Annotated in this window: 21 protein-coding genes; 15 read left to right on the top strand and 6 right to left on the bottom strand. The window is 64.9% G+C overall.

Annotation, left to right across the window (positions count from 1 at the left end; genetic code table 11):
- Positions 1 to 17: 17 nt before the first annotated feature.
- Positions 18 to 839, top strand: coding sequence for an FkbM family methyltransferase (locus HHL27_RS16420; RefSeq protein WP_169494471.1), 822 nt, complete (start codon positions 18 to 20; stop codon positions 837 to 839).
- 36 nt (positions 840 to 875) lie between these two features.
- Here the strand turns inward: HHL27_RS16420 and HHL27_RS16415 are convergent, their stop codons facing one another.
- Genes HHL27_RS16415 through HHL27_RS16405 form a run of 3 tightly spaced genes read right to left on the bottom strand, consistent with a single transcriptional unit; the run spans position 876 to position 5,965 of the window.
- Positions 876 to 1,436: a YqgE/AlgH family protein gene (locus tag HHL27_RS16415; protein ID WP_169494470.1), complete on the bottom strand. Its 561-nt coding sequence runs from the start codon at positions 1,434 to 1,436 to the stop codon at positions 876 to 878.
- A gap of 48 nt (positions 1,437 to 1,484) precedes the next feature.
- Positions 1,485 to 4,238: a [protein-PII] uridylyltransferase gene (locus HHL27_RS16410; protein ID WP_169494469.1), complete on the bottom strand. Its 2,754-nt coding sequence runs from the start codon at positions 4,236 to 4,238 to the stop codon at positions 1,485 to 1,487.
- A 20-nt stretch (positions 4,239 to 4,258) separates the two neighbouring features.
- Positions 4,259 to 5,965 carry a class I adenylate-forming enzyme family protein gene (locus HHL27_RS16405; protein WP_169494468.1) on the bottom strand — a complete coding sequence of 569 codons (1,707 nt, stop codon included), beginning with the start codon at positions 5,963 to 5,965 and terminating at the stop codon, positions 4,259 to 4,261.
- Between the two features lie 162 nt (positions 5,966 to 6,127).
- Here HHL27_RS16405 and lgt point away from each other — a divergent pair, with 162 nt between their 5' ends.
- From lgt to HHL27_RS16355, 10 genes are all read left to right on the top strand, one after another.
- Positions 6,128 to 7,078: a prolipoprotein diacylglyceryl transferase gene (gene lgt / locus HHL27_RS16400; RefSeq protein ID WP_169494467.1), complete on the top strand. Its 951-nt coding sequence runs from the start codon at positions 6,128 to 6,130 to the stop codon at positions 7,076 to 7,078.
- Positions 7,075 to 8,118 (top strand): SAM-dependent methyltransferase, encoded by a 1,044-nt coding sequence (locus tag HHL27_RS16395; protein WP_169494359.1) that lies wholly within the window; start codon positions 7,075 to 7,077, stop codon positions 8,116 to 8,118. The genes lgt and HHL27_RS16395 overlap by 4 nt, the downstream gene beginning before the upstream one ends.
- A gap of 285 nt (positions 8,119 to 8,403) precedes the next feature.
- On the top strand, positions 8,404 to 8,967 hold the full coding sequence (gene petA, locus HHL27_RS16390; RefSeq protein WP_169494466.1) for a ubiquinol-cytochrome c reductase iron-sulfur subunit: 564 nt from the start codon (positions 8,404 to 8,406) through the stop codon (positions 8,965 to 8,967).
- Positions 8,968 to 8,978: 11 nt separating this feature from the next.
- Entirely contained in the window at positions 8,979 to 10,268 is a 1,290-nt protein-coding gene (locus HHL27_RS16385; protein WP_169494465.1) for a cytochrome b, read from the top strand.
- 33 nt (positions 10,269 to 10,301) lie between these two features.
- Complete coding sequence (locus HHL27_RS16380; protein ID WP_169494464.1) at positions 10,302 to 11,114, top strand: cytochrome c1; 813 nt, start codon at positions 10,302 to 10,304, stop codon at positions 11,112 to 11,114.
- Between the two features lie 119 nt (positions 11,115 to 11,233).
- Positions 11,234 to 11,770, top strand: a complete 537-nt coding sequence (locus tag HHL27_RS16375; protein ID WP_169494463.1) for an adenine phosphoribosyltransferase — start codon at positions 11,234 to 11,236, stop codon at positions 11,768 to 11,770.
- Positions 11,771 to 11,833: 63 nt separating this feature from the next.
- Positions 11,834 to 12,535: a glutathione S-transferase N-terminal domain-containing protein gene (locus HHL27_RS16370; RefSeq protein WP_169494462.1), complete on the top strand. Its 702-nt coding sequence runs from the start codon at positions 11,834 to 11,836 to the stop codon at positions 12,533 to 12,535.
- Entirely contained in the window at positions 12,532 to 13,170 is a 639-nt protein-coding gene (locus tag HHL27_RS16365; RefSeq protein ID WP_169494461.1) for a 2-hydroxychromene-2-carboxylate isomerase, read from the top strand. Before HHL27_RS16370 ends, HHL27_RS16365 begins: the two co-directional genes overlap by 4 nt.
- A 197-nt stretch (positions 13,171 to 13,367) precedes the next feature.
- Entirely contained in the window at positions 13,368 to 14,030 is a 663-nt protein-coding gene (locus HHL27_RS16360) for a TetR family transcriptional regulator (RefSeq protein WP_169494460.1), read from the top strand.
- Between the two features lie 71 nt (positions 14,031 to 14,101).
- Entirely contained in the window at positions 14,102 to 14,875 is a 774-nt protein-coding gene (locus tag HHL27_RS16355; protein ID WP_169494459.1) for an SDR family NAD(P)-dependent oxidoreductase, read from the top strand.
- A gap of 22 nt (positions 14,876 to 14,897) precedes the next feature.
- Here HHL27_RS16355 and HHL27_RS16350 read toward each other — a convergent pair whose 3' ends face one another.
- Both HHL27_RS16350 and HHL27_RS16345 read right to left on the bottom strand, forming a co-directional pair.
- Entirely contained in the window at positions 14,898 to 15,713 is an 816-nt protein-coding gene (locus HHL27_RS16350; protein WP_169494458.1) for a crotonase/enoyl-CoA hydratase family protein, read from the bottom strand.
- Between the two features lie 25 nt (positions 15,714 to 15,738).
- On the bottom strand, positions 15,739 to 16,521 hold the full coding sequence (locus tag HHL27_RS16345) for an enoyl-CoA hydratase-related protein (RefSeq protein ID WP_169494457.1): 783 nt from the start codon (positions 16,519 to 16,521) through the stop codon (positions 15,739 to 15,741).
- A gap of 392 nt (positions 16,522 to 16,913) precedes the next feature.
- Here HHL27_RS16345 and HHL27_RS16340 point away from each other — a divergent pair, with 392 nt between their 5' ends.
- Positions 16,914 to 19,256 carry a TonB-dependent receptor gene (locus HHL27_RS16340; RefSeq protein WP_169494456.1) on the top strand — a complete coding sequence of 781 codons (2,343 nt, stop codon included), beginning with the start codon at positions 16,914 to 16,916 and terminating at the stop codon, positions 19,254 to 19,256.
- A gap of 111 nt (positions 19,257 to 19,367) precedes the next feature.
- Positions 19,368 to 20,750 (top strand): acyl-CoA dehydrogenase family protein, encoded by a 1,383-nt coding sequence (locus HHL27_RS16335; RefSeq protein WP_169494455.1) that lies wholly within the window; start codon positions 19,368 to 19,370, stop codon positions 20,748 to 20,750.
- 117 nt (positions 20,751 to 20,867) lie between these two features.
- Here HHL27_RS16335 and HHL27_RS16330 read toward each other — a convergent pair whose 3' ends face one another.
- Positions 20,868 to 21,578 carry a TetR/AcrR family transcriptional regulator gene (locus HHL27_RS16330; RefSeq protein WP_169494454.1) on the bottom strand — a complete coding sequence of 237 codons (711 nt, stop codon included), beginning with the start codon at positions 21,576 to 21,578 and terminating at the stop codon, positions 20,868 to 20,870.
- A gap of 113 nt (positions 21,579 to 21,691) precedes the next feature.
- On the opposite strand from HHL27_RS16330, the gene HHL27_RS16325 reads away from it, so the two are divergent.
- Together HHL27_RS16325 and HHL27_RS16320 are read left to right on the top strand one after the other, a co-directional pair.
- Complete coding sequence (locus HHL27_RS16325) at positions 21,692 to 22,987, top strand: acyl-CoA dehydrogenase family protein (RefSeq protein ID WP_169494453.1); 1,296 nt, start codon at positions 21,692 to 21,694, stop codon at positions 22,985 to 22,987.
- Between the two features lie 63 nt (positions 22,988 to 23,050).
- On the top strand, positions 23,051 to 23,965 hold the full coding sequence (locus tag HHL27_RS16320; RefSeq protein ID WP_169494452.1) for an SMP-30/gluconolactonase/LRE family protein: 915 nt from the start codon (positions 23,051 to 23,053) through the stop codon (positions 23,963 to 23,965).
- Positions 23,966 to 23,979: the final 14 nt, after the last annotated feature.

Genomic DNA, 23,979 nt, shown 5'->3' with positions numbered 1-23,979 from the left:
AATCTAGCCCTGTAGGCATGAGCGCTGCGCCGCAACCCGATCTGATCTTCGATGTGGGTGCGCACCGGGGTGAAGACAGCGCATTTTACCTGAAGGCCGGATATCGGGTGGTTGCGGTCGAGGCCAATCCGCAATTGGCCGCCGCGCTTCGCAAGCGCTTTGCCGACGAGATCGAGCAAGGACACTATTGCCTCATCGAACAGGCCATCGCGGCGCGCAAGGGGACGGTGCGCTTCTTCATCAACGACACGGTGAGCGACTGGGGCACGGCCGATCCCGACTGGGCCGCACGCAACGCCCGCTTCGGCGCGCCATCCCGGCCGATCGACGTTGCAGCCGACCGTTTCTCGACCATGCTGGAAGCGCACGGCTGCCCGCATTATTGCAAGATCGACGTCGAAGGGGCAGACCACCTCTGCCTTCAGGCAATGGGCGAGACGGCATTCCGCCCGCGCTATCTTTCAATCGAAACGTCTGGCCGATCCTGGCGCGAACTGAAGGCGGAATTCGCGCTGCTGCAAGCGCTGGGCTACACCCGCTTCAAAATTGCCGACCAGAGCCGGCATCCGCGAGGGCCGTTCACCGGCAAGGATGGCCGGCGGTTCGAGCATGAGATGCCGATGGGTGCATCAGGCCCTTTCGGCGAGGACGTGCCTGGTGAGTGGCTGACCGCCCGGCAGGCTATCGGTCGGTACCGCCGGATCTATGTGGTCTATGCGCTCTATGGCAACCGCGCCCTGCTGCGGCGCGTAGTCATGGCGCTGCCGCTGCTGCGAAGGCTGGAACGGCTGGTGACATGGCACGACACGCACGCGAGGCACGGCACCGCAGGGGAATAGACCAAGCGAGGCCACGCTAGGGCAGGCGTAGCTGCTCTAGGCCCGGCCCGTGGCTGCGACGAGGTGCGAAGGATCGATGCCTTCGGCGCGCCAAGCGGCCTTCCAGCGGTTTTCGACCGGGGTATCGAACAGGATTTCGCGGCGGCCCTGCACCGCGTGCCAACCGTGCTGGCGCATCTCGCCTTCGATCTGTCCGGCCGACCAGCCGGCATAGCCGAGTGCCACCAGCCATTTGCTGGGGCCGCGCCCCTCCGCAATCGCCCGCAGCACGTCGAGCGAGGCCGACAGCGCGCAGAGCCCGGCGACGTGAACGGTGCCATCACCGCCCCAGTCGTCCGAATGGAGCACGAAGCCCCGGGCGGTCTCGACCGGGCCGCCGACCAGGATCGGCACGTCGGGCGCCACGCCGGGGTCGATGCCGACATCCCTGAGCAGGCCGTGGAACGAAATGCCTTCGCGCACCTGGCCAAGCCCGATGCCGAGTGCTCCGTGATCGTCGTGCACGCACATCGCGATCACCGCATGGTCGAAGCGCGCATCGCCCATCCCCGGCATCGCGAGGAGCAGGCGTCCGGACAGGTATTGCGCTTCGGTCATCGCGGATAGCCTACGCGGTCATGGCGAGAGGAGAAAGCGCCCATACGATCAGGCGGCGACCGCCTTGCGCCCCTTTTCCTCGGTCGCGGCTTCGAGCAGGCGCTTTTCGACGCTGCGGGTGCGCGTCTCGCCCTCGAGCTTTTCGCCGAGCAGGTCGGTGACGTAGAAGGTATCGACCGCGCGTTCGCCGTAGGTGGCGATATGCGCGGAGTGGACGATCAGCCGCGCTTCGAACAGCGCGCGCGCCAGGCGGGATAGCAATGCCGGGCGATCGAGCGCGCCGACCTCGATCACGGTGAAGCGGTTCGACGCCTTGTTGTCGAAGATCACGATCGGCTGCACTTCGAACGCATCGGCGCGGGCGCGGGCGGAAGGCCGCGCGGTGAGCTGGGGAAGGAGCTTGACCCGGTTGGCCAATGCATCGGCGATCGCGGTCTTGAGCCGGGCGATCTGCGAGGCTTCGTTGAGCGGGCGGCCCAAGGGATCCTGGACGAGGAAATTGTCGACCGCGGTGCCGTTGCGCGCCGTGTGGATGCGCGCATCGATGATGTTACCGCCAGCAAGGTGGATGCCGCCGGCGATGCGGTAGAACAGGCCCGGATGGTCGGCCGCGAGCACGGTAACGAGCGTGGCCCCGCGTGCGGGGTACCAGTGCGCCTCGACCGTGAGCGGTTCGCCAAGGCCAGCGTCCATCTGCTGCAGGTTGAGTGCAATGATGTCCTCGGGCTCGGCAATCCAGTAGGCATCGCCAAGCTGGCGTCCGACCGTGCCGATCAGCGCGTCGCGTTCCTTGAGCAAGGTGCCGACCGCCTTCTTCTTGGCAGCGATGCGTTCGGCGCGGCCGTGCTGCTTGTGGCCAAGGCGGAGCATTTCCTCGCCCGACAGGAACAGGTCGCCCAGAAGCTGCCGCTTCCAAGAATTCCAGATGCCGGGGCCCACTGCACGGATATCGACGATGGTGAGGACGAGAAGCAGGCGGAGCCGCTCGACGCTTTGCACCACATTCACGAAATCGGCGATGGTCTTGTAGTCGGCAAGGTCACGCTTGAACGCGGTGGCGCTCATCAAAAGGTGCTGGCGCACGAGCCAGGCGACGAGTTCTGTTTCGGCCGGCGAGAGGCCAAGGCGCGGGCACAGCTTCATCGCGACTTCGGCGCCGAGAATCGAATGATCGCCGCGTCGGCCCTTGGCGATATCGTGGAGCAGCGTTGCGACGTATAGCACGCGGCGCGAAGAGACTTTGGCGATCACCTCGCTCGCCAGCGGGTGCTGCTCCTTCTCTTCGCCCTTTTCGATACGGGCGAGCAGGCCGATGGCGCGGATGGTGTGCTCGTCGACCGTGTAGTGGTGGTACATGTCGAACTGCATCTGCGCGACGACGCGGCCGAAATCGGGCACGAAACGACCGAACACGCCTGCTTCGTTCATCCAGCGCAGCACCGTTTCGGGATCGTTGCGGCTGGTGAGCAGATCCATGAACAGCGCGTTGGCGCGGGGATCCTTGCGCACCGCCCCATCGATCAGGCCGGCATCGCGGCTGGCGAGGCGCATCGCCTCAGGGTGAATTTCCAGATTCTCGCGGTCGGCCAGCGTGAACAGTTCGACCAGCCGCACCGGGTCCTGCGCAAAAAAATCGTCGCCAGCCACGCCCAGCTTGTCGGCCACCAGCGGAAAGTCGCCGATCTTGCGTGTGCGCTTGGGCTTGAAGCGCGCAAGGAAGCCGGTGCGCGCCTTCTTCGCGAACTGTTCGTCCAGCTGCGCCAGGAACACCCCTGTGAGCGAGCCGACCTGCTTTGCCTGCAGGAAGAAGAACTGCATGAACCGCTCGACCGCGCTTTTGCCCGGGCGATCGGCGAAGTTCATCCGCATGGCGACTTCGCGCTGGAGATCGAACGTCAGACGGTCCTCGGCACGCTTGGTCAGCGTGTGGAGATGGCAGCGCACCGCCCAGAAGAAGTTTTCGGCACGGCGGAACTGCCGGTACTCGGAAGCCGTGAGCAGGCCTACGTCGACCAGCTCGGACGGATCGCGCACCTTGTGGATGTACTTGCCGATCCAGTAGAGCGTGTGCAGATCGCGCAGGCCGCCCTTGCCCTCCTTGACGTTCGGTTCGACGACATAGCGGCTATCGCCCAGGCGCTTGTGGCGTTCGTTGCGCTCGGCCAGCTTCTCGGCCACGAACTGGCGTTCGGTGCCGGCGGCCACCTCGTCCCAGAAACGACGCGAGCCTTCTTCGTAAAGCGGCTGGTCACCCCAGACGTAACGTCCTTCGAGCAGCGCGGTGCGGATGGTCAAGTCGCTTTTCGCCATGCGCACGAGATCGTCGAGCGAGCGGCTGGAATGGCCGACCTTCAGCCCCAGATCCCAGAGGAAATAGAGCATCGCCTCGATCACCTGCTCGCACCACGAGGTCGGCTTGATCGGGGTAACGAAGGCGATGTCGACGTCCGAGTGTGGCGCCATTTCGCCACGGCCATACCCGCCGACCGCCAGAATCGCGATGCGCTCTCCCGTCGAGCGGTTGCTGGCGCGATAGACCCGGCCGACGACATGATCGTAGATCACGCGGACGAGCTGATCGACGAGGAAAGCCTGTCCTTGCGCGCATTCATAGCCGGCCGAGGGCTTGGCTTCGAGCCGGCGGGCGAGTTCGTCACGCCCACGGGCCAGCGCATCGCGCAGAAGTTCGACGACGGCCGGCCGCGACTTTTCGCCCTGTTCGGCGGAAACGGTCGCGACCGCGTCGGCAAGGGCGCGGCGATCGACGATCGCGCGCTGATTGGCAATCCTGGGGAGCGTCATCCCACCCCCTTAGCGTGTCTTCACTTTACAGTCTCTGCCCATTCGGCCCGGTACTTCTCACGAAGCGAACGCCGATCGACCTTTTCGGTGCCAAGGCGCGGCAGGGGTTCGTGGACTTCCCAGAACTTCACCGGGATCTTGAAGGCGGCGATGTGTTCGGCAAGGAACGCGCGCAGTTCGTCGGGCGTGACCGAGCAACCCTCCTTGGCAAGGTAGACGGCCGCCGGAACCTCGCCATACAAATCGTCGGGCAGGCCGAAAACGCTGGCTTCGCCGACGCAAGGATGGGCGTAGATCGCGCTTTCGACCTCGATGCAGGCGATGTTTTCGCCGCCGCGAATGATGATGTCCTTCTTGCGATCGACGATGAACAGGTAGCCGTCCTCGTCCAGCGTGCCGAGGTCGCCGGTGCGGAAGTAGCCGTCAGGCATGATCGCCGCCGCAGTCGCTTCGGGGTTTTCCCAATAGCCGAGGAAGTTGGCGATCGAGCGGATCGCCACTTCGCCAACGGTGTTGGGCGGCAGCGGCTTGCCGTCATCATCGAGGATTGCCATGTCGACCAGCGGGCGCGAAGCGAGGCCGGTGCTGTTCGGCTTGTTGAGGTAGTTCTCGTTGAAGTTGCCGGCCCCGACGCCGTTGGTTTCGGTCAGGCCATAGCCGATGATCGGGAAAGCGTGCGGCATCGCCTTGCGCAGACGGTCGACGTGTTCGACCGGGCGCGGTGCACCGCCAGCGGCAAAGGTGACGCAGCTCGACAGGTCGTACTTGTCGCGATCGGGATGGGTGGCGATCTCGAAGCTCATCAGCGGCACGCCGACGAAGTAGCTGATCTGTTCGCGCTCGATCAGCTCCATCGCCTTGATCACGTCCCACTTGGCCATGAGGACGAGCTTGCGGCCCAGGGCGAAGGACTGGAGGAACACCGGCACTTCGCCCGTGACGTGGAACAGCGGCACATTGACCAGGGTCGAGGGCTGGCGTTCGGGCGGCGTTTCACCACGCGCCACGGCAACGCCCAGCGCCATCACGCTCTGCGCGAGGTAGTTGAAGGTGCCCTGCACGACACCGCGGTGATCCGAATAGGCGCCCTTCGACAGGCCGGTCGAGCCGGAGGTGAACAGCACCGTGGCAAGATCGTCGCCGGTTAGGTCGGGCAACGCCGTCGCCGCGCCACCCCCCTTGGCGAGCAGCGCCTTGAGCCCTTCGAGCGGCGGCACGTCATGTACCAGGGGCAGAATCTCTGCGCCGTGAGTGTGGCCTTCGAGCCGGGCCGCACGCGGACCGTCGGCGATGAGGTAGCGGCAATCGACCATGTCGATCCCGTGGACCATCTCCTCGCCTTGCCACCAGCCGTTGAGCAGGACGGCGCAGCCGCCGGCCATGAGCACCGCCATGTAGGCGACGACCCAGCTTGCCGAATTGCGCGCGGCAATGCCGATGCGGTCACCCTTGCGCACGCCGTGCCCATCGATCAGGCCGCCTGCCACTTCGCGCGCGGCGGCATAGATCTGACCGAATGTCAGCCGCTGGTCGCCATCGATGATGAACTCCTTGTCGGCATGTTCGGCGCAGAAATGTGCGAGATAGGCAACCAGGTGCGGCGGTGCCGCGGCGATCATCGGCAGGTCCTGCCCATACTTGCGGTAGGTCGTCAGTTCGAACATTCCGCCCGACGAAATCAGGCCGTCCATTACCGCTTTGAGCTCACGATCAAGCTGCGTCTGCATCGCGTTTTGTCTCTCTCCAGTGCATGGGCCGATCTCAGTCGGCTTTTGCGGTTTGCCCGCCGATTTTCCCTGTGCCACAAGCCGGTGCGACAGGCGCCCGGACGGCTGAACCCAAGCTGGCCGGAATAGTCCTGAAAAGCAACCTTGTCGGAGACGCGAAACTTGCTGTTACAATCGGTCGCCGCGGCAGCCGCGCTCGCACCGCACCAGCCTCTCCAGTGGACCGACCTCGGCCTGTCGCCGATCGCGCTCGATCTCGGCTTCTTTACCATCAAGTGGTATTCGCTCGCCTACCTTGCCGGCATCCTGCTGGGGTACTGGCACCTGTCGAAGATGATCCGCCAGCCCGGCGCGCCGTTGGCGCAGCGGCATGCCGACGATCTGTTCTTCTATGCAACGCTGGGCATCATCCTTGGCGGGCGACTGGGCTATGCGACGTTCTACGCGCCGGAGCTGTGGGCCCATCCGCAAAACCTGATCAAGCTGTGGGAAGGCGGGATGAGCTTTCACGGCGGCCTGATCGGCACGACGATCGCGATCGCCTATGTCGCGTGGCGCGGGGGCCTGAGCTTCGTTCGGGTGTGCGACTACATGGCCGTGTGCGTGCCGTTCGGCCTGTTCTTCGGCCGCTGCGCCAACTTCGTCAATGGCGAGCTGTGGGGCAGGATCACCACGCCCGACATCCCCTGGGCCATGGTTTTCCCCGGCGGCGGCCCGATGCCGCGCCACCCGAGCCAGCTTTACGAAGCCGTGCTCGAAGGCCTCGTTCTCGGCACCGTCCTGCTGCTGATGTTCTGGAAGACCCGCGCACGCTGGCGGCCGGGTCTGCTCGTCGGGGTGTTCGGCTTCGGCTATGCGCTTTCGCGCTTCACGGTGGAATTCTTCCGCGAACCCGACGCGCAGCTTGAAGACTTCGCGCATCGTTCGGGCCTGTCGATGGGCCAATGGCTGACGCTGCCGATGATGGCGCTGGGCCTGTTCCTGATCCTGCGCGCACTGAACCGTGCACCTGTCGCGGTGGCCTTTGCCGGCGCAGACCGCAACGCCGGAGCGAGCGTGACCGGTCCCGTCGTGGAAACGGGGGCGGGCAAGAGCGAAGCGGGCGGCGCGTGAGCGAACCGCTGCGCCGCATCTTCGAGCGGCTGATCGTCAATACGGGGCCAATCAGCGTGGCCCACTACATGGCCGAATCGAACGCGCGCTATTACGACAGCCGCGATCCGCTGGGCCGCGACGGCGATTTCGTGACCGCGCCCGAGATCAGCCAGATGTTCGGTGAACTGCTGGGGCTGTGGCTGGCGGACCTTTGGATCCGCGCCGGGCGCCCCTCGCCGGTCCACTATGTCGAACTGGGCCCAGGCCGGGGCACCCTGGCGCGCGATGCGCTCAAGGCCGCGCGGCGCTTCGGGCTCGAAACGAGGCCCCACTTCGTCGAGGCGAGCACGGCGCTGAAGGGCGCGCAGCTCGAGCTTCATCCCGACGCCTTCTGGCATTCGGACCTATCGACCCTGCCGACCAACGGCCCACTGCTGATCATCGCCAACGAATTCATCGACGCGCTGCCCGTGCGACAGATCGTGCGCGCGGCGAACGGCTGGCGCGAACGCATGGTCGGTCTGGTCGACGGAGCGCTGACGCCCGTGGTCGGGGATCGACCGATGGATTCGGCGGTGCCGAGCGAATTCGGCGACGCTCCGGAAGGCGCCATCATCGAAACGTGCCCTGCGGCTGCGGCCGTCATCTACGAGGTCGCCGGCCGGCTTGCGAACCAGGGCGGTGCGGCGCTGTTCATCGATTACGGGCATGCCGAGCCCACGCTTGGCAGTACGCTGCAGGCAGTGCGGGCACATCGCATGGTCGATCCCTTTGCCGCGCCGGGAGAGGCGGACCTTACCGCGCATGTCGACTTTGCAGCGCTTGCCGCGATCGCCCAGTCGCGCGGGGTGCGCTGGCTAGGCACGGTCGAACAGGGACGATTCCTGCGCCTGCTGGGCATCGAGGCGCGCGCCGATGCGCTGATCGCGTCGGCGCCAGAGCAGGCCGACGCGGTGATCGCGGCGCGCGATCGGCTGATCGGCGAAGGCCAGATGGGCGCGCTGTTCAAGGTGATGGGACTCGCCGCGGCGCACTGGCCCGATGGTGCGGGCTTCTGAAACAGGCAGACGGGCCCGCCGTGAGCCTTTGATACCACGGAATTACGCCGGAATCCGTGGTTTCCCCTTGCCCAAAAAGCCTGTTGGCAAAGCGACGGATTTGCGTCTATCAGGCGCGCCAAGTGGGGTAGGGCGTCGTGCGCTTGCGCACGCCTTTCCCCGCCAGAGCGGCAGCGCTCGCCTTTGGCCGCAAGGTTCATTTGGCGACGCTTCCGCGCGGTTCAAGAGGGGCAAGTTGGACCGCGCCCGGTCCGCGGGCGCGGCGGCAGCAGGCAGGGAATTTCAATGGCTGATGAGGCGAGCATCGATCCGGCGGAAGTGACCGGAGAGGGCGTGCGGCGGCGCGATTTCATCAATATCGCGGCGGTAAGTTTTGCGGGCGTGGGCGGTCTTGCCGTGCTTTATCCGCTCGTGTCGCAAATGAGTGCGTCGGCTGACGTCCTGGCCGAAAGCTCGACCGAGATCGACGTTTCGGCGATCCAGCCGGGTCAGGCGATCAAGGCGGTGTTCCGCAAGCAGCCCGTCTTCGTGCGCAACCTGACCAAGGCGGAAATCACCGAAGCCGAGAAGGTCGACACCTCCTCGCTGCGCGATCCGCAGACGCTGGAAGAGCGCACCAAGGAAGGCAAGACCAACTGGCTGATCACGATGGGTGTCTGCACCCACCTCGGCTGCGTTCCGCTGGGCGCCGGCGAAGGCGAAGTGAAGGGCGAGTTCGGCGGCTATTTCTGCCCGTGCCACGGTTCGGTCTACGACACCGCGGCGCGCATCCGCAAAGGCCCGGCACCGAAGAACCTCGAAGTGCCTCCCTATGAATTCACTTCCGACACTGTCGTGAAGATCGGCTGAGGACAGATCCGATGAGCTTTCCCTGGGCGAACGAGTACAAGCCTGCCAACCCGCTGACGCAGTGGCTCGACGAAAAGCTGCCGCTGCCGCGCTTCGTCTACAATGCCGTGGGCGCCGGTTACCCGGTTCCGCGCAACCTGAACTACATGTGGAACTTCGGCGTTCTCGCCGGCTTCTGCCTGATGCTCCAGATCGTGACGGGCGTCATCCTGGCGATGCATTATGCCGCCAACTCGGGCGTGGCCTTCGACAGCGTCGAACACATCATGCGCGACGTGAACTGGGGCTGGATGCTGCGCTACGCGCATGCCAATGGCGCCTCTGCGTTCTTCGTGGTGGTCTACATCCACATCTTCCGCGGCTTCTTCTACTCCTCGTACAAGGCCCCGCGCGAAATGATCTGGCTGCTGGGCGTGGTCATCTTCCTGCTGATGATGGCGACCGCGTTCATGGGCTACGTGCTTCCCTGGGGCCAGATGAGCTTCTGGGGTGCCAAGGTCATCACCGGCCTGTTCTCCGCGATCCCGCTGATCGGCGATCCGCTGCAGCAGTGGCTGCTGGGCGGCTTTGCGCCGGACAACGCCGCGCTGAACCGCTTCTTCTCGCTGCACTTCCTGCTGCCGTTCGTGATCGCGGGTGTCATCATCCTGCATATCTGGGCGCTGCACATCCCCGGCTCGTCGAACCCGACCGGCGTGGAAGTGAAGCAGGAATCGGACACCGTGCCGTTCCATCCGTACTACACCGCCAAGGACGGTTTCGGCCTGGGCGTGTTCCTGATCCTGTACTGCGCGGTGCTGTTCTTTGCGCCGAACATGCTGGGTCACCCGGACAACTACATCGCCGCCAACCCGCTTTCGACCCCGGCGCACATCGTTCCTGAATGGTACTTCTGGCCGTTCTACGCGATCCTGCGCGCCTTCACTGCGGACTTCTTCTTCATCCCGGCGAAGCTCATGGGCGTGCTGGCGATGTTCGCGGCCATCCTGGTGTGGTTCTTCCTGCCCTGGCTGGACACCTCGCCGGTGCGTTCGGGTCACTATCGTCCGCTGTTCCGCAAGTTCTTCTGGATCCTGCTGGTGGATGTGATCGTGCTTGGCTACTGCGGCGGTTCGCCGGCCGAAACCAAGTACGTGCTGATCTCGCAGATCGCTGCGACCTACTACTTCCTCCACTTCCTCGTCATCCTGCCGCTCGTCTCTTCGATCGAGAAGCCGGAGCCGCTGCCGTTCTCGATCACCGAGGCCGTGCTGGGCAAGGACGAGGGCGCAGTCCTCAACGCCAACCCCGCCGCTGCCTGAGCCAGCCGAAGCGTAAGAGAGAAAGAGAACCCTATGGTCCGTCTTTTTGGCCCCCTGGTTGGCCTCTTCTTCGCCGTGGCGCTGCTCTGGTCGTTCGGCGTGGGCGCCATTCAGGCGATCCGCGAGCCCGAGCCGGCCACCGCCGCGCACGAGTTCTACAAGCACCCGAAGGAAGTTGAATTCTCGTTCAGCGGCCCCTTCGGCAAGTTCGACCGGGCACAGCTCCAGCGCGGCTTCCAGGTCTACAAGGAAGTCTGCGCGAACTGCCACTCGCTCAAGCAGGTCGCGTTCCGCAACCTGACCGACCTCGGCTATTCCGAGCCGGAAGTTAAGGCGATCGCCAAGCAGTGGGGCACGAAGGCCAAGACCTTCGACGCCAAGACCGGCGATGCCGGTGAGCGTGACAACACGCCCGCCGACCACATCCCGGCCGTCTACTACGCCGGCACCGGCAACCCGCCGGACCTGTCGCTGATCACCAAGGCGCGCCACGAGGGCCCCGAGTACGTGTACTCGCTGCTGACCGGCTATGCCGAGCAGCCGGCCGAACTTCTCAAGAAGTTCCCCGATGCGAAGACGCCGGAAGGCCTGCACTACAACCCGTACTTCGCGAACCTGAACATCGCGATGCCGGCACCGCTGACCGACGGTCAGGTGACCTATGCCGACGGGACCAAGGCCACCGTGGACCAGGAAGCCAAGGACGTTGCCGCGTTCCTGACCTGGACCGCCGAGCCGAAGCTCGAGAAGCGCAAGCAGACCGGCTTTGCCGTGCTGGGCTTCCTTCTTGCCGCTACCGTGCTTGCGTACCTGTCGAAGAAGAACGTCTGGGCCAGCGCCCACTGATCTTCCTCGGCAAAGCCGCGAGACGAATAAAGGCCACCGGCGACGGTGGCCTTTTTCGTTTCCGGCGATATGACGCCCCCAGGCCTGAGGGCCGGCCCTATCCAGATGCGGAAGCGATGATGACCGTCGACGATCTCAAGCACCTTGTCCGCACTGTCCCGGACTTCCCGGCACCAGGCATCCTGTTCCGCGACGTGACCACCCTGATCGGACATGGGGCGGGTTTTGCCGCGAGTATCGCCCACCTTGCCGACCGCGCTCGCGCCGCCGGGGCAGAAGCGATCGCAGGGATGGAAGCGCGCGGCTTCATCTTCGGCGCTGCGGTCGCGGCGCACATGGGGCTGGGCTTCGTGCCAGTACGCAAGCCGGGCAAGCTGCCTGTTCCGACGATCGGTATCGACTACGCACTGGAATACGGGCGGGACCGGCTGGAGATCGATCCCGGCGCCGTATCCGCCGGTCAGCGCGTGGTGCTGGTCGACGACCTGATCGCCACCGGAGGGACTGCCCTGGCGGCGATGGAACTGCTGCGCAGCGCCGGAGCGAGCGTCACCCACGCGCTGTTCGTGATCGACCTGCCGGACCTGCACGGTGCAGCCCGTCTTCGCGATGCGGGATTGACGGTCGATGCGCTGATGCATTTTCCCGGTCACTGACAAGCCGCAAGGCCTTGATGCCCTCCCCCTTGCGTGCTGCAATGCCGCCGGGGAGAGACAGACATGATAGAGCTTTACACGGCGCCGACGCCGAACGGGTGGAAGGTGTCCATCCTTCTCGAGGAGTGCGGCCTGCCCTATCGCACCCATTGGGTCGATATCGGCAAGGGCGAACAGTTCGCACCCGACTTTCTGGCCATCAGCCCCAACAACCGTATCCCCGCGATCGTCGACACCGCGCCCGCCGATGGCGGCGCGCCGGTTCCGGTGTTCGAGACCGCGGCGATTCTTGTCTACCTGGCGGAGAAGGCCGGCCAGTTCCTGCCGACCGACTTGCGCGGCCGCAAGGAAGTGCTTGAATGGCTCTCCTGGCAGGTCGCGGGCCTGGGGCCCATGCTCGGCCAGCACGGCCACTTCGCGCTCTATGCGCCCGAGCGCCTGCCCTACCCCACCGAGCGCTATCGGCGTGAGACGCTGCGGCTTTATGGCGTGCTCGACCGGCGATTGGAGGGGCGCGACCATATCGCTGCGGACCAGTACACGATCGCCGACATGGCCTGCTGGCCATGGATCCGCACGTGGAAGGCGCAAGGCATCCCGCTCGAGGAATTTCCCAATGTGCGCCGCTGGTACGATACGCTCAAGCAGCGCGATGGGCTGCGCCGCGGGGTGGCACTTGGTGCTGAGCGGGTGCGGCGCAACCCGCAAGACGATGCACAAGCCGCGCGCACGCTGTTCGGCATAGCAGGAAAGGGCCTCGCATGAGTTCCGCGACGTTGGATTTCTTCTTCGACCTGTCTTCGCCGTGGACGTACCTTGCGTTCAACAACGTCCAGCCGATCCTTGCCGAAACGGGCGCGCAGGTGCGTTGGCGGCCGTTCCTGGTCGGCGGCGTGTTCAATGCGGTCAACCCGCGCGTTTACGAGATGCGCGCCGACCCTGAGCAGAAAGCAATGAAGCGCAGCTTTGCCTGGCTGCGCGAATGGGCCGAGATCGCCGGGTTGTCGATGAACTTCCCCTCGCCCTACCATCCGGTCAAGTCGGTGAATGCGATGCGTTGCTGCTGCGCACTCGAAGCCGAACAAGACACTCTGTTCCGCTTTGCAGGCGCCGTCTTCGATGCCTATTTTGGCGAAGCCCGCAATATCGACGATTCCGCCGAGCTGGCTGCCATAGCCGATGCAATCGGCATCGATGGCGCCGACCTGGTTCACCGTGCAAGCCAACAGCCCGTCAAGGACGCGCTGCGGACCAACACCGAGGAAGCCATCGCGCGCGGCGCGTTCGGGTCTCCCACGATGATTGCGCCCGACGGCAAGGGAGGCGAAACGCTTTATTTCGGCAACGACCAGTTGCCCCTCGTCCGCCAGCGGCTGCTGCGCCTGGCGACTGCGGCTTGAGGATTGCCATGGCCCCTGTCGTCTTCTGCGATCTCCAAATGGCATTGCCAAGAGGCGACCGGGATTGGCAGGGGGAAACGCCTGCTTTCCGTAGCGTCGCCGCCCATGCATTGCTTGACTGACTAATTTATCGGTTCTAATGCGGTCGGCTATCGACAGTGGGTCATGGTGTCCCACTGCGTTGCTACAGGCGTTTGATGACCCGCTCGACCACCGCTCGCCGCAAGGCACCGAACGCCAAGACCGCATCCGAAGCCCGCTCCACACGCGACCTGCTGCTCGACGCAACCGGCGCCCTGATGAGCGAGGGCAACACGACCAACGTCAGCTTTGCCGACATTTCGCAACGCTCGGGGATCAATTCCGCCCTGATCCGCTATCACTTCGGCAGCAAGCAGGGCTTGCTTGAGGCGCTGATCGAGCGGGATGCGGGAGCCAGTTACGAAGGGCTCGATCGACTGGTCGGCCTGGCGATCCCGCCGGAAGAGAAGATGCGCAAGCATGTCTACGGGATCATGCGGCTTTACCACCAGTTTCCCTATCTCAACCGTTTGCTGATCGAACTGCAGTCGCAAAGCGAGACCGAGATCGCACGGCACATTTCGGAAACCTACACACGCCGAGCAGTCAATGCCCAGAAGGCGATCCTCGAGGAAGGGTTTGCCTCGGGCGCATTCCGCAAGGTTGATCCGATGATCTTCCACTTCGCACTGGTCGGCGCCTGCGATGCGATCTTCCACTCGCGCTCCGCGCTCGACCACGTGTTCGGCGTTCGCCAGATCGACGAGACGCTGCGCGACAGGTTCGCGGAGCAGGTATCCGAGATCGTGCTTGCAGGATTGAAGCCCAAGGCTGCCTGAGCGACACGCTTGTAAGTTAATCGGTCAAGCAATAGCCTGTCTTTCGAACATCACGTTCGGGAGAGAGAAGCATGGATCTGGGCCTCAATGGCAAGGTCGTGGTCGTTGCCGGGGCAAGCCGCGGCATCGGCCTCGGTATCGTCGAAACACTGCTCGACGAGGGGGCCAAGGTCGCTATCGCCGCACGCGGTGCCGAGGCACTGGAGGAACAGCGTGCTCGCCTGGACGAGCGTTACGGCGCTGACCGTCTCTGGTCGATGGCAGGAGACTTGCGCGAAAGCGCAACGATCGATGCCCTTGTAAACGGTGCGGAAGCCAATCTCGGACCAGTCTGGGCCGGTGTGGCGAACGTGGGATTGCACCCGTGCCCGCCGGGATTCGAAGTCGACGACGCCACCTGGGATGCCGGGATCGGGCAGAATCTCGATTCAGCGTTCAAACTTGCCCGCGCGCTGATGCGGGTGATGACGCCGCGCAAGGAAGGATCGGTGCTGATGATCAGTTCGATCGCCGGGCTGGGCGCGTTGGGCACGCCGGTCACGTATGGCACGGCGAAGGCCGCCATGAACCACCTTGCGAAGGAACTGGCGCGGGTCGGCGGCAAGGACGGCATCCGGGTCAACGCCCTGGCGCCCGGCAACATCATCTTCCCCGGTGGCGACTGGGAAGCACGCTCGACGGGCGAACGTGGTGAGGCTTGGTGGGGGTGGATCCGCCGGGAAGTTCCCCTGCGTCGCTTCGGCACGCCGGAAGAGATCGGCAGCATGGCGGCCTTTCTGCTCAGCCCGAAAGCAAGCTTCGTGACCGGGGCAGTCGTGCCCGTGGACGGCGGCCAGACGCGTTAGCGCCTGACCGCCGCTCGATGGCTCAAGCGTACTGCGCTTCGCGCTTTTCGAGGCGGGCGTTGACCGCCTCCTTCTGGTTGGGCGAGCCGATCAGCGCGCCAATTTCGCGGCTTTCAGCCTCGAGAATTTCGGCCACGGTCGCATCGGTGCCCATGTTGAAGATGCGCTTGGCAGCCTTGATTGCGTCGGGATTCTTGCCCGCGATCTCGCGTGCGTAGGCCAAAGCCTCGGCGCGCGGATCGGCGCAGACGCGAGTTGCAAGTCCGATTGCGAGAGCCTCTTCCCCCTCGACCACGCGGGCCGAATAGACGAGGTCGCGCGCGACGTCGGCTCGCACCAGCTCGCGCAGGATGGGGAAAGCTCCCATGTCGGGAGTAAGGCCCCAGTTCATCTCGAAAGCGCTCATCTTCACATCGGGCGTTACGAAGCGGAAATCGCCGCCGAGCGCGAGCTGGAAGCCGGCACCCAGCGCAACGCCATGGACCGCCATGATCACCGGCACCGGCAAGTCGCGCCAGCCAAAGCTGACCTGCTGGCCCCGATTGGCCCCGGTCGGCGTGCGCGGCAGGGCGACGATGGATTCGCCGCTCTTGAAGTCGCCAGACGCCATCTTGCCGAAGTTCGACAGATCGAGCCCGGCGGAAAAGCACGGCCCTTCGCCAGATACCACCACCACGCGGACAGCAGGGTTGGCGGCGAGTTCGGCGATGGCAGCGTTGACCCCTTCGAACATCGCATCATCAAAGGCGTTGCGCTTTTCGGCGCGGGTCAGGCGGACGTCGGCAACGCCGCCCTCGACGGTAATGCTGACACGCTCGTTCGTGGTGATGGCATTCATGGTGTTGTCTCCCTCAATCCCTGGTTCAGCGCTGGTTGAAGCGCGCCGGTCGCTTCTGCAGGAAGGCGGTAACGCCCTCGGCAAAGTCAGCGCTCTTGCCGACCTGGCGCTGCAGATTGCGTTCGAGTGCAAGTTCGTCGCCGAAGCCGTTGTCGGCAGCATACCAGCCAGCCTTGCGGATCAGGCCGAGCGCGAGGCGCGGGCCGTTAGCCAACTGCTGTGCGATGGCGAGAGCAGTGGCATCAGCTTCCTCGGTAGGAACAACGCGGTTGATCATTCCCCATTCCAGCGCCTTGGCCGCGGGCAGGCGCTCGCCCAGCAACATCATCTCCATCGCGCGCGCGCGCCCCGCGGTGCGGGTCAGGAGCCACGGCGAGCCACCGTCAGGGACGAGACCGATGCGGCAGAACGCCTGGAGGAAATAGGCATCGTCGCCAGCGACGATCAGGTCGCCGACCAGCGCCAGAGAAGCACCGACGCCTGCCGCCGCCCCGCGCACCGAGGTGATGAACGGGATCGAGAGATCGCGGATCGTCATCATCAGCGGATTGACCGTGTCCTGCAGGACCAGACCGGCATCGATTTCGCCGCTTCCCATCTTCGGACCGGAAAGATTGGCGCCTGAACAGAACGCCTTGTCGCCACCCGCCAACAGCACCGCGCCGCAATCCGATTCGGCAGCGAGCAGCGCGTCACGCAGTTCGGCGGCCATGTCCATCGCAAGTGCATTGCGTGTCGCCGGGTCGTTGAAGCGGATGACGCAGACGTCGCCCTCGCGCTCGATCAGAAGCTTGCCGGATGCGGCCATGTCGCTGGTTCCTGTGCCTTTGGCCCTGCAGGTCATCGAACGCGCGCGGGCCTTGCCTTTCGCGTCCGATCCGGCATTCTCACTTTTCAATTAATCGCTCAAGTAAAATACTTCGAACTACCCGAGCGGGAAGAGGTGGACGAATTATCGACGGAAATCCAAGGGTTTGGTTACATGCTTGCGCAGGTTGCAGTCTGCTTCACGCGTGCTGCCACCCCTCTGCGGCGCGGGACTCGGGCGCAAGACCACTGGACATAGTTATAACGTGATATAAAAATATCCCTGCTGGCCGCATCGTGCGTCCGCTCGACCGACCGGCAAACGACACAATGAGGGACGCATCGCCCCTGCCCAAGCGGCGGCGAAACGATCCCACAGGAGAGGATTGAATTATGTCCAGAACAGCGACCGCCCGCGGCTTGTCCCTCGGCACAGCCGTCATTGCCCTGCTCGCCGCCCCCTCCATCGTTTACGCGCAGGAAGCGCCCCAGGCCGCCCAGGCCGACGACGACAACATGTACGGCGCGATTATCGTCACGGCGCAGAAGCGCGCGGCCAAGATCAACGACGTGCCGATGTCGATCACGGCTGCCAGCGGCGACCAACTGACCAAGCTCGGCGTCACCGATGCGACGCAGCTGACCAAGGTCGTGCCCGGCTTCACCTACAACGAATCCGCCTATGGCACGCCTGTCTTCACCATCCGCGGTGTCGGCTTCCAGGAAACCAGCCTCGGCGCGAGCCCGACGGTCAGCTCCTACATCGACGAAGTGCCGGTGCCTTTCCCCGCCGAGACGCTCGGCCTCGCGCTCGATCTTGAGCGGCTCGAAGTGCTCAAGGGGCCGCAGGGCACGCTGTTCGGCTCCAACTCGACCGGCGGCGCGCTCAACTATATCGCCGGCAAGCCCACGTCGAAGCTTTCGGCCGGCTTCGACGGCAGCTTCGGCAGCTTCAACACGCTTGACCTACAGGGCCATGTCGCCGCGCCGCTCGGCGAGACGCTCGGCATCCGCATCGCCGGCCGCTACACCCGTGGCGACGGCTGGCAGAAGAGCCAGACCCGCCCCGGCGACCGGCTCGGCTCGAAGGACTTCCTCCAGGGCCGCTTCCTGCTGGTGTGGGAGCCGACGTCCAACTGGCGCACAACGCTCAACCTCACCGCGCAGCGCGACCATTCGGAATCAGTCGCGCCGCAGTACTACCAGTTCGTCGCACTCAACGACGGTCCGCTGATCCCCGACGGTTTCCGCAATTTCCCTCGCGCGCCACAGGACAATCGCGTCTCCGACTGGGATCCGGGCGTCAGCTTCAGGCGCAACAACCGCTTCTACCTCGGTTCGCTCCGCAACGAGATCGACCTCGGCGAGGCAGCGCACATCACTTCGATCACCGCCTTCGAACGCTTCCGTCGCTTTCAGCCGGTCGAAGGTGACGGAACCCCGTTCAACGACTACCGCGCCGAAAGCTTCGGTAAGATCAACACCTTTTATCAGGAGCTGCGGCTCGACGGGAAGATCGGCGCACTAAGCTACATCGTCGGCGGCAACTACGAATACGATTACGTCGATGACAACACGGTTCAGTATTACACCCAATCGTCGAGCGCGAGCGTCTTCGGCATTCCCTTGGGCCCCACGCGCCCCAACACCCAGCAGCGCCTGCGCACCTACGGCGTCTTCGCCAACGTCGACTACGAGATCAACGACCAGTTCACCGCGCACGGCGCCGTGCGGTTCACTCAGGCGAACCGCCAGCTGCTCTACGGCTGCGGCCAGGACATCGACGGCAGCTGGGGGCTCGTGTCACAGGCGATCCAAGCCTACATACACACCCTGCGCGGCGAACCTGCCACCTCGACCCCGGTTCCGGTCGGCGGCTGCGGCACGATCAACCTCGCCAACGTCCAGCCCGAAGGTGCGCGCGACAAGCTCAACGAGAACAACATCTCGTGGCGCGCTGGCCTCGACTATAAGCCCAGCCGCGACGTGCTGCTCTATCTCAACGCCTCGCGCGGCTACAAGGCGGGCAGTTTCCCGACACTCGCCGCCGCGACCACCCGCCAGTTCGAGCCGGTGGTGCAGGAATCGGTGCTCGCCTTCGAGGCCGGCGCCAAGATCACCGCGGCGGGCGGCCGCGTCCAGGCCAACGGCGCGGTGTTCTACTACGACTACACCAACAAGCAGGTGCTGGGCCGCATTCCCGACATCGCCTTCGGTCCGCTGCCGGCGCTCGTCAACGTGCCCAAGTCGCGCATCTGGGGCGCCGAGCTCGACCTGACGCTCAACCCCGTCGACGGCCTACGCCTGCGCCCTGCGGTCACCTACATCAACTCGCGGATCGGCGACGGCTTCGTCAACTTCGATTCGTTCGGTGTGCAGGGCGACTTCGGCGGCGAGCCCTTCGCCTATACGCCGAAGTGGCAGGCTAACGTCGATGCCGAATACAGCTTCCCGGTGAATGAAGGCTTGGACGCCTTCATCGGCGGCAACATGCTCTACTACGGCAAGACCAATGGCGCGTTCGGCCAGTTCCCCAGCCTCGATATCGATGCCTATACCACGTTCGATGCGCGCGTCGGGGTCAATGCGCACGACGACAAGTGGCGGTTCCAGGTCTGGGCCCGCAACCTGACCGACAAGTATTACTGGACCTCGGCGTTCCGGGTGAACGACTCGATCAACCGCTACCCCGGCAACCCCCGCACCTTCGGGGCGACACTGAGCTTCCGGTACTGATCCCCGCGGATGGCGAACGACCACGCCCTTCGCCACCCCGAGGCAACCGGCCGGGCCTTCGCGCCCGGCCGGCGCTGCCGCGACAATGACCTGTAACGACGGAGAGACGTGATGGATTTCAGCCTGCCCCAGGATCTGCTCGATTACCTGAAGGAGCTCGACGCCTTCATCGAGAAGGAGATCAGGCCGCTCGAGGAGCAGGACGACAACGTCCGCTTCTTCGACCACCGCCGCGAATGGGCGCGCACCGATTTCGAGAACGACGGCCTACCCCGCGAAGAGTGGGAAGAGCTGATGCGCGAGGCCAAGCGCCGCGCTGACAAGGCGGGGCATCTGCGCTTCGCCATGGACCCCAAGTTCGGCGGCAAGGGCGGCAACAACCTGTGGATGACCGTCATCCGCGAATACCTCGCGGCAAAGGGCCTCGGGCTGCATTACGACCAGCAGACAGAGCATTCGATCGTCGCCAACAATCCCTTCGCCAAGATGTTCGACGATTTCGGCACGCCCGAACAGCGCGCCGAATTTATTCAGGGCATGTTCGACGGGACCCGCCGCGTCACCTTCGGCCTGACCGAGCCCTATCACGGCTCCGACGCCACCCACATGGAAACACGCGCCCTGCGCGAGACCCGCGACGGCGTCGAGGGCTGGCTGATCAACGGCGAGAAGATGTGGACCACCGGCATGCATGTGGCGACCCACTGTGCGCTGTTCGCCCGCACTTCGGGCGAAGATGGCGCGGCGCGCGGCATCACCTGCTTTCTCGTCCCCGCCGACGATCCGGGCGTGAAAGTCGAGCAGTACCTGTGGACCTTCAACATGCCGACCGATCACCCGCGCGTGTCGTTCACCAATGTCTGGGTGCCCGATAGCACGATCTTCGGCCCCATCGACAACGGCCTCCCGCTTGCGCAGTCGTTCGTGCACGAGAACCGCATCCGCCAGGCCGCGGGCTCGCTGGGTTCAGCCGTCTACTGCATCGAGGAATCGGTGCGCTATGCCCGGATGCGCCAGCCGTTCGGCGAGGATCTCGCGCGCAACCAGGCGATCCAGTTCCCGCTCGTGGAGCTCGCCACCCAGTGCGAGATGCTGCGCCTGCTGATCCGCAAGACCGCTTGGGAAATGGACCAGATGACCCATCCCGAAGTGGAGAAGCGGATTTCGGACAAGGTCTCGATGTGCAACTACTGGGCGAACCGGCTGTGCTGCGAAGCGGCTGACCGCGCGATCCAGGTGCACGGCGGCATCGGCTATTCGCGGCACAAGCCGTTCGAGCACATATATCGCCACCACCGCCGCTATCGCATCACCGAGGGCACCGAAGAAATCCAGATGCGCAAGGTCGCGGCCTTCCTGTTCGGCTATCTCGGCCCGAAGCGGAAGGAGTTCTCCGAACTCACCTACGACGACGTCGACTACCGCAAGCAGTCGCAGATCCGTCCGCGCAGCGGCTGGCAGGCGATCGACACGACGCGTCCGGAAGTTGTCTGAATGCCCATCGGAGGCATTCCCTCTTGCAGCGCGGGCGCCCGGCTCTTGCCGGCCGGCGCCCCCTGCTCCCTCGAGGGCGGTGATGCCTCCGTCCGAAGGACGGGAGGCTGCGTCGGTCTAGTCCGCGCGCGCCTTCCGTTCTTCGGCCTCTTCCAACATGCTGTGGCACTGCGTTACGCGCCGCTCGAAGCTGGCTCGCGCCGCCTCGCTCGCTGCGCCGCACAGGATCAGCGCGTAGCCAAGCTTGATGGTCGGCCCCAGCGAGATCGCGCACAGGTCACCCGCCACCCAGTCGAGCATGACCGAGCGGAACTGGTGGTCGAGTTGTTTGAGCAAGCGAAGGGGCTCGATGCCCTCGCGCAGCAGGCCGGCATCAGCGATGTCGCGCACCAGCCCCAACCAAAATTCGTCGCGCCGCGGGTTGTAGATCGCGCTGCGCACTTCGCCCGAGATGGCGAATACCTCGCGCCACAAGGTGGTGTAGAAAGCCGGGTCGGCGAGATAGTAGTCGACGCCGAGATCGACCACCGCAAGGATGTGGTCGACCGGGTCGCCGGTGCGCGCTTCGGCGAAGCGGGCCCGGAAATCGCGCACGTCGTCGAGCACCGCGAGCACCACCGCCCCGCGCGAGCCGAAGAGATTGTAGGGCGTGGCAAGGCTCACCCCGGCGCGCTCGGCCAGCGCGCGCATCGACAGGCCGGTGCTGCCGGTCTCGCGGATCATTTCCTTCGCGGCATGGATGATGCGGCGACGCCGCTCCTCCTTGCCCGCCTCGCGCCGGCTCTTCGGCAATTCCGCCGCGGTCTTGCGCAAGGTCTGTTCGCTCATTCGCACCACTCCACCGATCGCTGCGGCCAACCCCGCATAGCGCGAAAAAGGTTTGCTGAAACCCCGCAACCGGCCGGGCAATGCGGCCGATACCTCCAAGAAAGGATGACCTGATGGATTTTACTTATACTGATCGACAGCAATACTGGGTCGATCGTGTCTCGCGCTTCATGGAAGAGCATATCTATCCTGCTGTTCCGATCTACGAGCAGCAGCACGAGGAAGGCGAGCGCTGGAAGGTCATCCCGATCGTCGAGGAGCTGAAGGCCAAGGCCAAGGCTGCCGGCCTGTGGAACCTGTTCATGCCGCCGCATTCGGGCCAGCCGCAGCTTGACGAAACCTTCCAGTTCGAAGGCGAACAGCTCACCAACCTTGAATACGCGCCGGTCTGCGAACTGTTCGGCCGCGTCGGCTTCGCCTCGGAAGTGTTCAACTGCTCGGCGCCCGATACCGGCAACATGGAAGTGCTCTATCGCTACGGCACCCGCGAGCAGAAGGAACAGTGGCTGCGTCCGCTGATGAACGGCGACATCCGTTCGGCCTTCCTGATGACCGAGCCCGCCGTCGCTTCGTCGGACGCGACCAACATCGAGACCCGCATCGAGCGCGATGGCGACCATTACGTCATCAACGGCCGCAAGTGGTGGTCCTCGGGGGTCGGCGATCCGCGCTGCAAGGTCGCGATCCTGATGGGCAAGACCGATCCTTCGGCAGGCTCCTACACCCAGCAGAGCCAGGTGCTCGTGCCAATGGACACGCCGGGCATCAAGATCCTGCGCATGCTGCCGGTGTTCGGCTGGGACGATGCGCCGCACGGCCATGCCGAAGTGCTGCTCGAGAACGTCCGCGTGCCCGTCGAGAACGTGATCTGGGGCGAAGGCCGCGGCTTCGAGATCGCGCAAGGGCGCCTCGGGCCTGGCCGCATCCACCACTGCATGCGCACCATCGGCACGGCTGAAGTCGCGCTGGAAAAGATGGCGCGCCGCCTGCAGTCCCGCGTCGCCTTCGGCAAGACCATCTCGACCCACTCGATCTGGGAACAGCGCATCGCGCGCGCGCGCATCGACATCGAGATGACCCGCCTGCTCTGCCTCAAGGCGGCGGACATGATGGACCGCGCCGGCAACAAGTCGGCGCGGCTCGAGATCGCCATGATCAAGGTCCAGGCCCCGAACATGGCGCTGCAGATCATCGACGATGCGATCCAGGCCTTCGGCGGCGCCGGCGTCACCAGCGATCCGGGCCTCGCCCGCATGTGGGCGGGCCAGCGTAGCTTGCGCATCGCCGACGGTCCGGACGAAGTCCACGCCCGCACGATCGCGCGCATGGAGTTCGGCAAGTACGCCGACGACCTGACGCGCGCCAAGAACGCCGAAGCCGCCAGGCTTCACGTTCCGGGCATCCGCTGAGCAAGACCATGTGAAACGGCGGCGCGCTCCCTCGCGCGCCGCCACCCCCCGGGAGAGAGAACAATGGAATTCGAACTGATCACCGAAGGGCTGCAATTTCCCGAAGGCCCGATCGCCATGGCCGACGGCTCGGTCGTGCTGGTCGAGATTAAACGTCAGACCCTCACGCGCGTACATCCCGATGGCCGGCAGGAAGTGATCGCCGAGCTGGGCGGCGGCCCCAACGGCGCTGCGATCGGGCCCGACGGCGCGGTCTATGTCTGCAACAACGGCGGCTTCCAGTGGAACGAGGCGGGTGGCCTGACCCTGCCCCACGGCACCCCCGATTACTATGTCACCGGCTCGATCCAGCGCGTCGACCTCGCCACCGGCGAAGTCACCACGCTCTACAGCGAATGCGACGGCAAGCCGCTGCGCGGGCCCAACGACATCGTGTTCGACAAGGACGGCGGCTTCTGGTTCACCGACCTCGGCAAGAGCAATGGCGACGTCAGCCACGTCGGCCACCTCCACTACGCGACGATCGACGGCAAGAAGATCTTGCTCGCGCGCGATGGCATGACCACGCCCAACGGCGTCGGCCTCTCGCCTGATGGCAAACAGGTTTTCGTGGCCGAGACGCAAACCGGCCGCCTGTGGGAATTCGACGTGGCGGCGCCGGGCGAACTCGCCGCGCCTGCCGACATGTGGACCGCGGGCAAGGTCATGGGCCCGCTTCCCGGCTACCAGCTGTTCGACAGCCTTGCGGTAGAGGCCAATGGCCGGGTCTGCGTGGCGACGCTGGTCAACGGCGGGATCACCTCGTTCGATCCGGCGGACGGGAACTGGGAGCACTATGCCTTCCCCGATCCGATCACGACCAACATCTGCTTCGGCGGCGACGACATGCAGACTGTCTTCATCACCTGCTCGGGCACCGGCAAGCTCTACAAGGCCCGCTGGCCGCGGCCCGGCCTCAAGCTAAACTTCAACGCCTGAGGCGAGGAAAAGCA

Source organism: Novosphingobium olei (assembly GCF_012927405.1).
GTDB lineage: Bacteria > Pseudomonadota > Alphaproteobacteria > Sphingomonadales > Sphingomonadaceae > Novosphingobium > Novosphingobium olei.
This window is presented reverse-complemented; position numbering and strand designations above follow the sequence as displayed.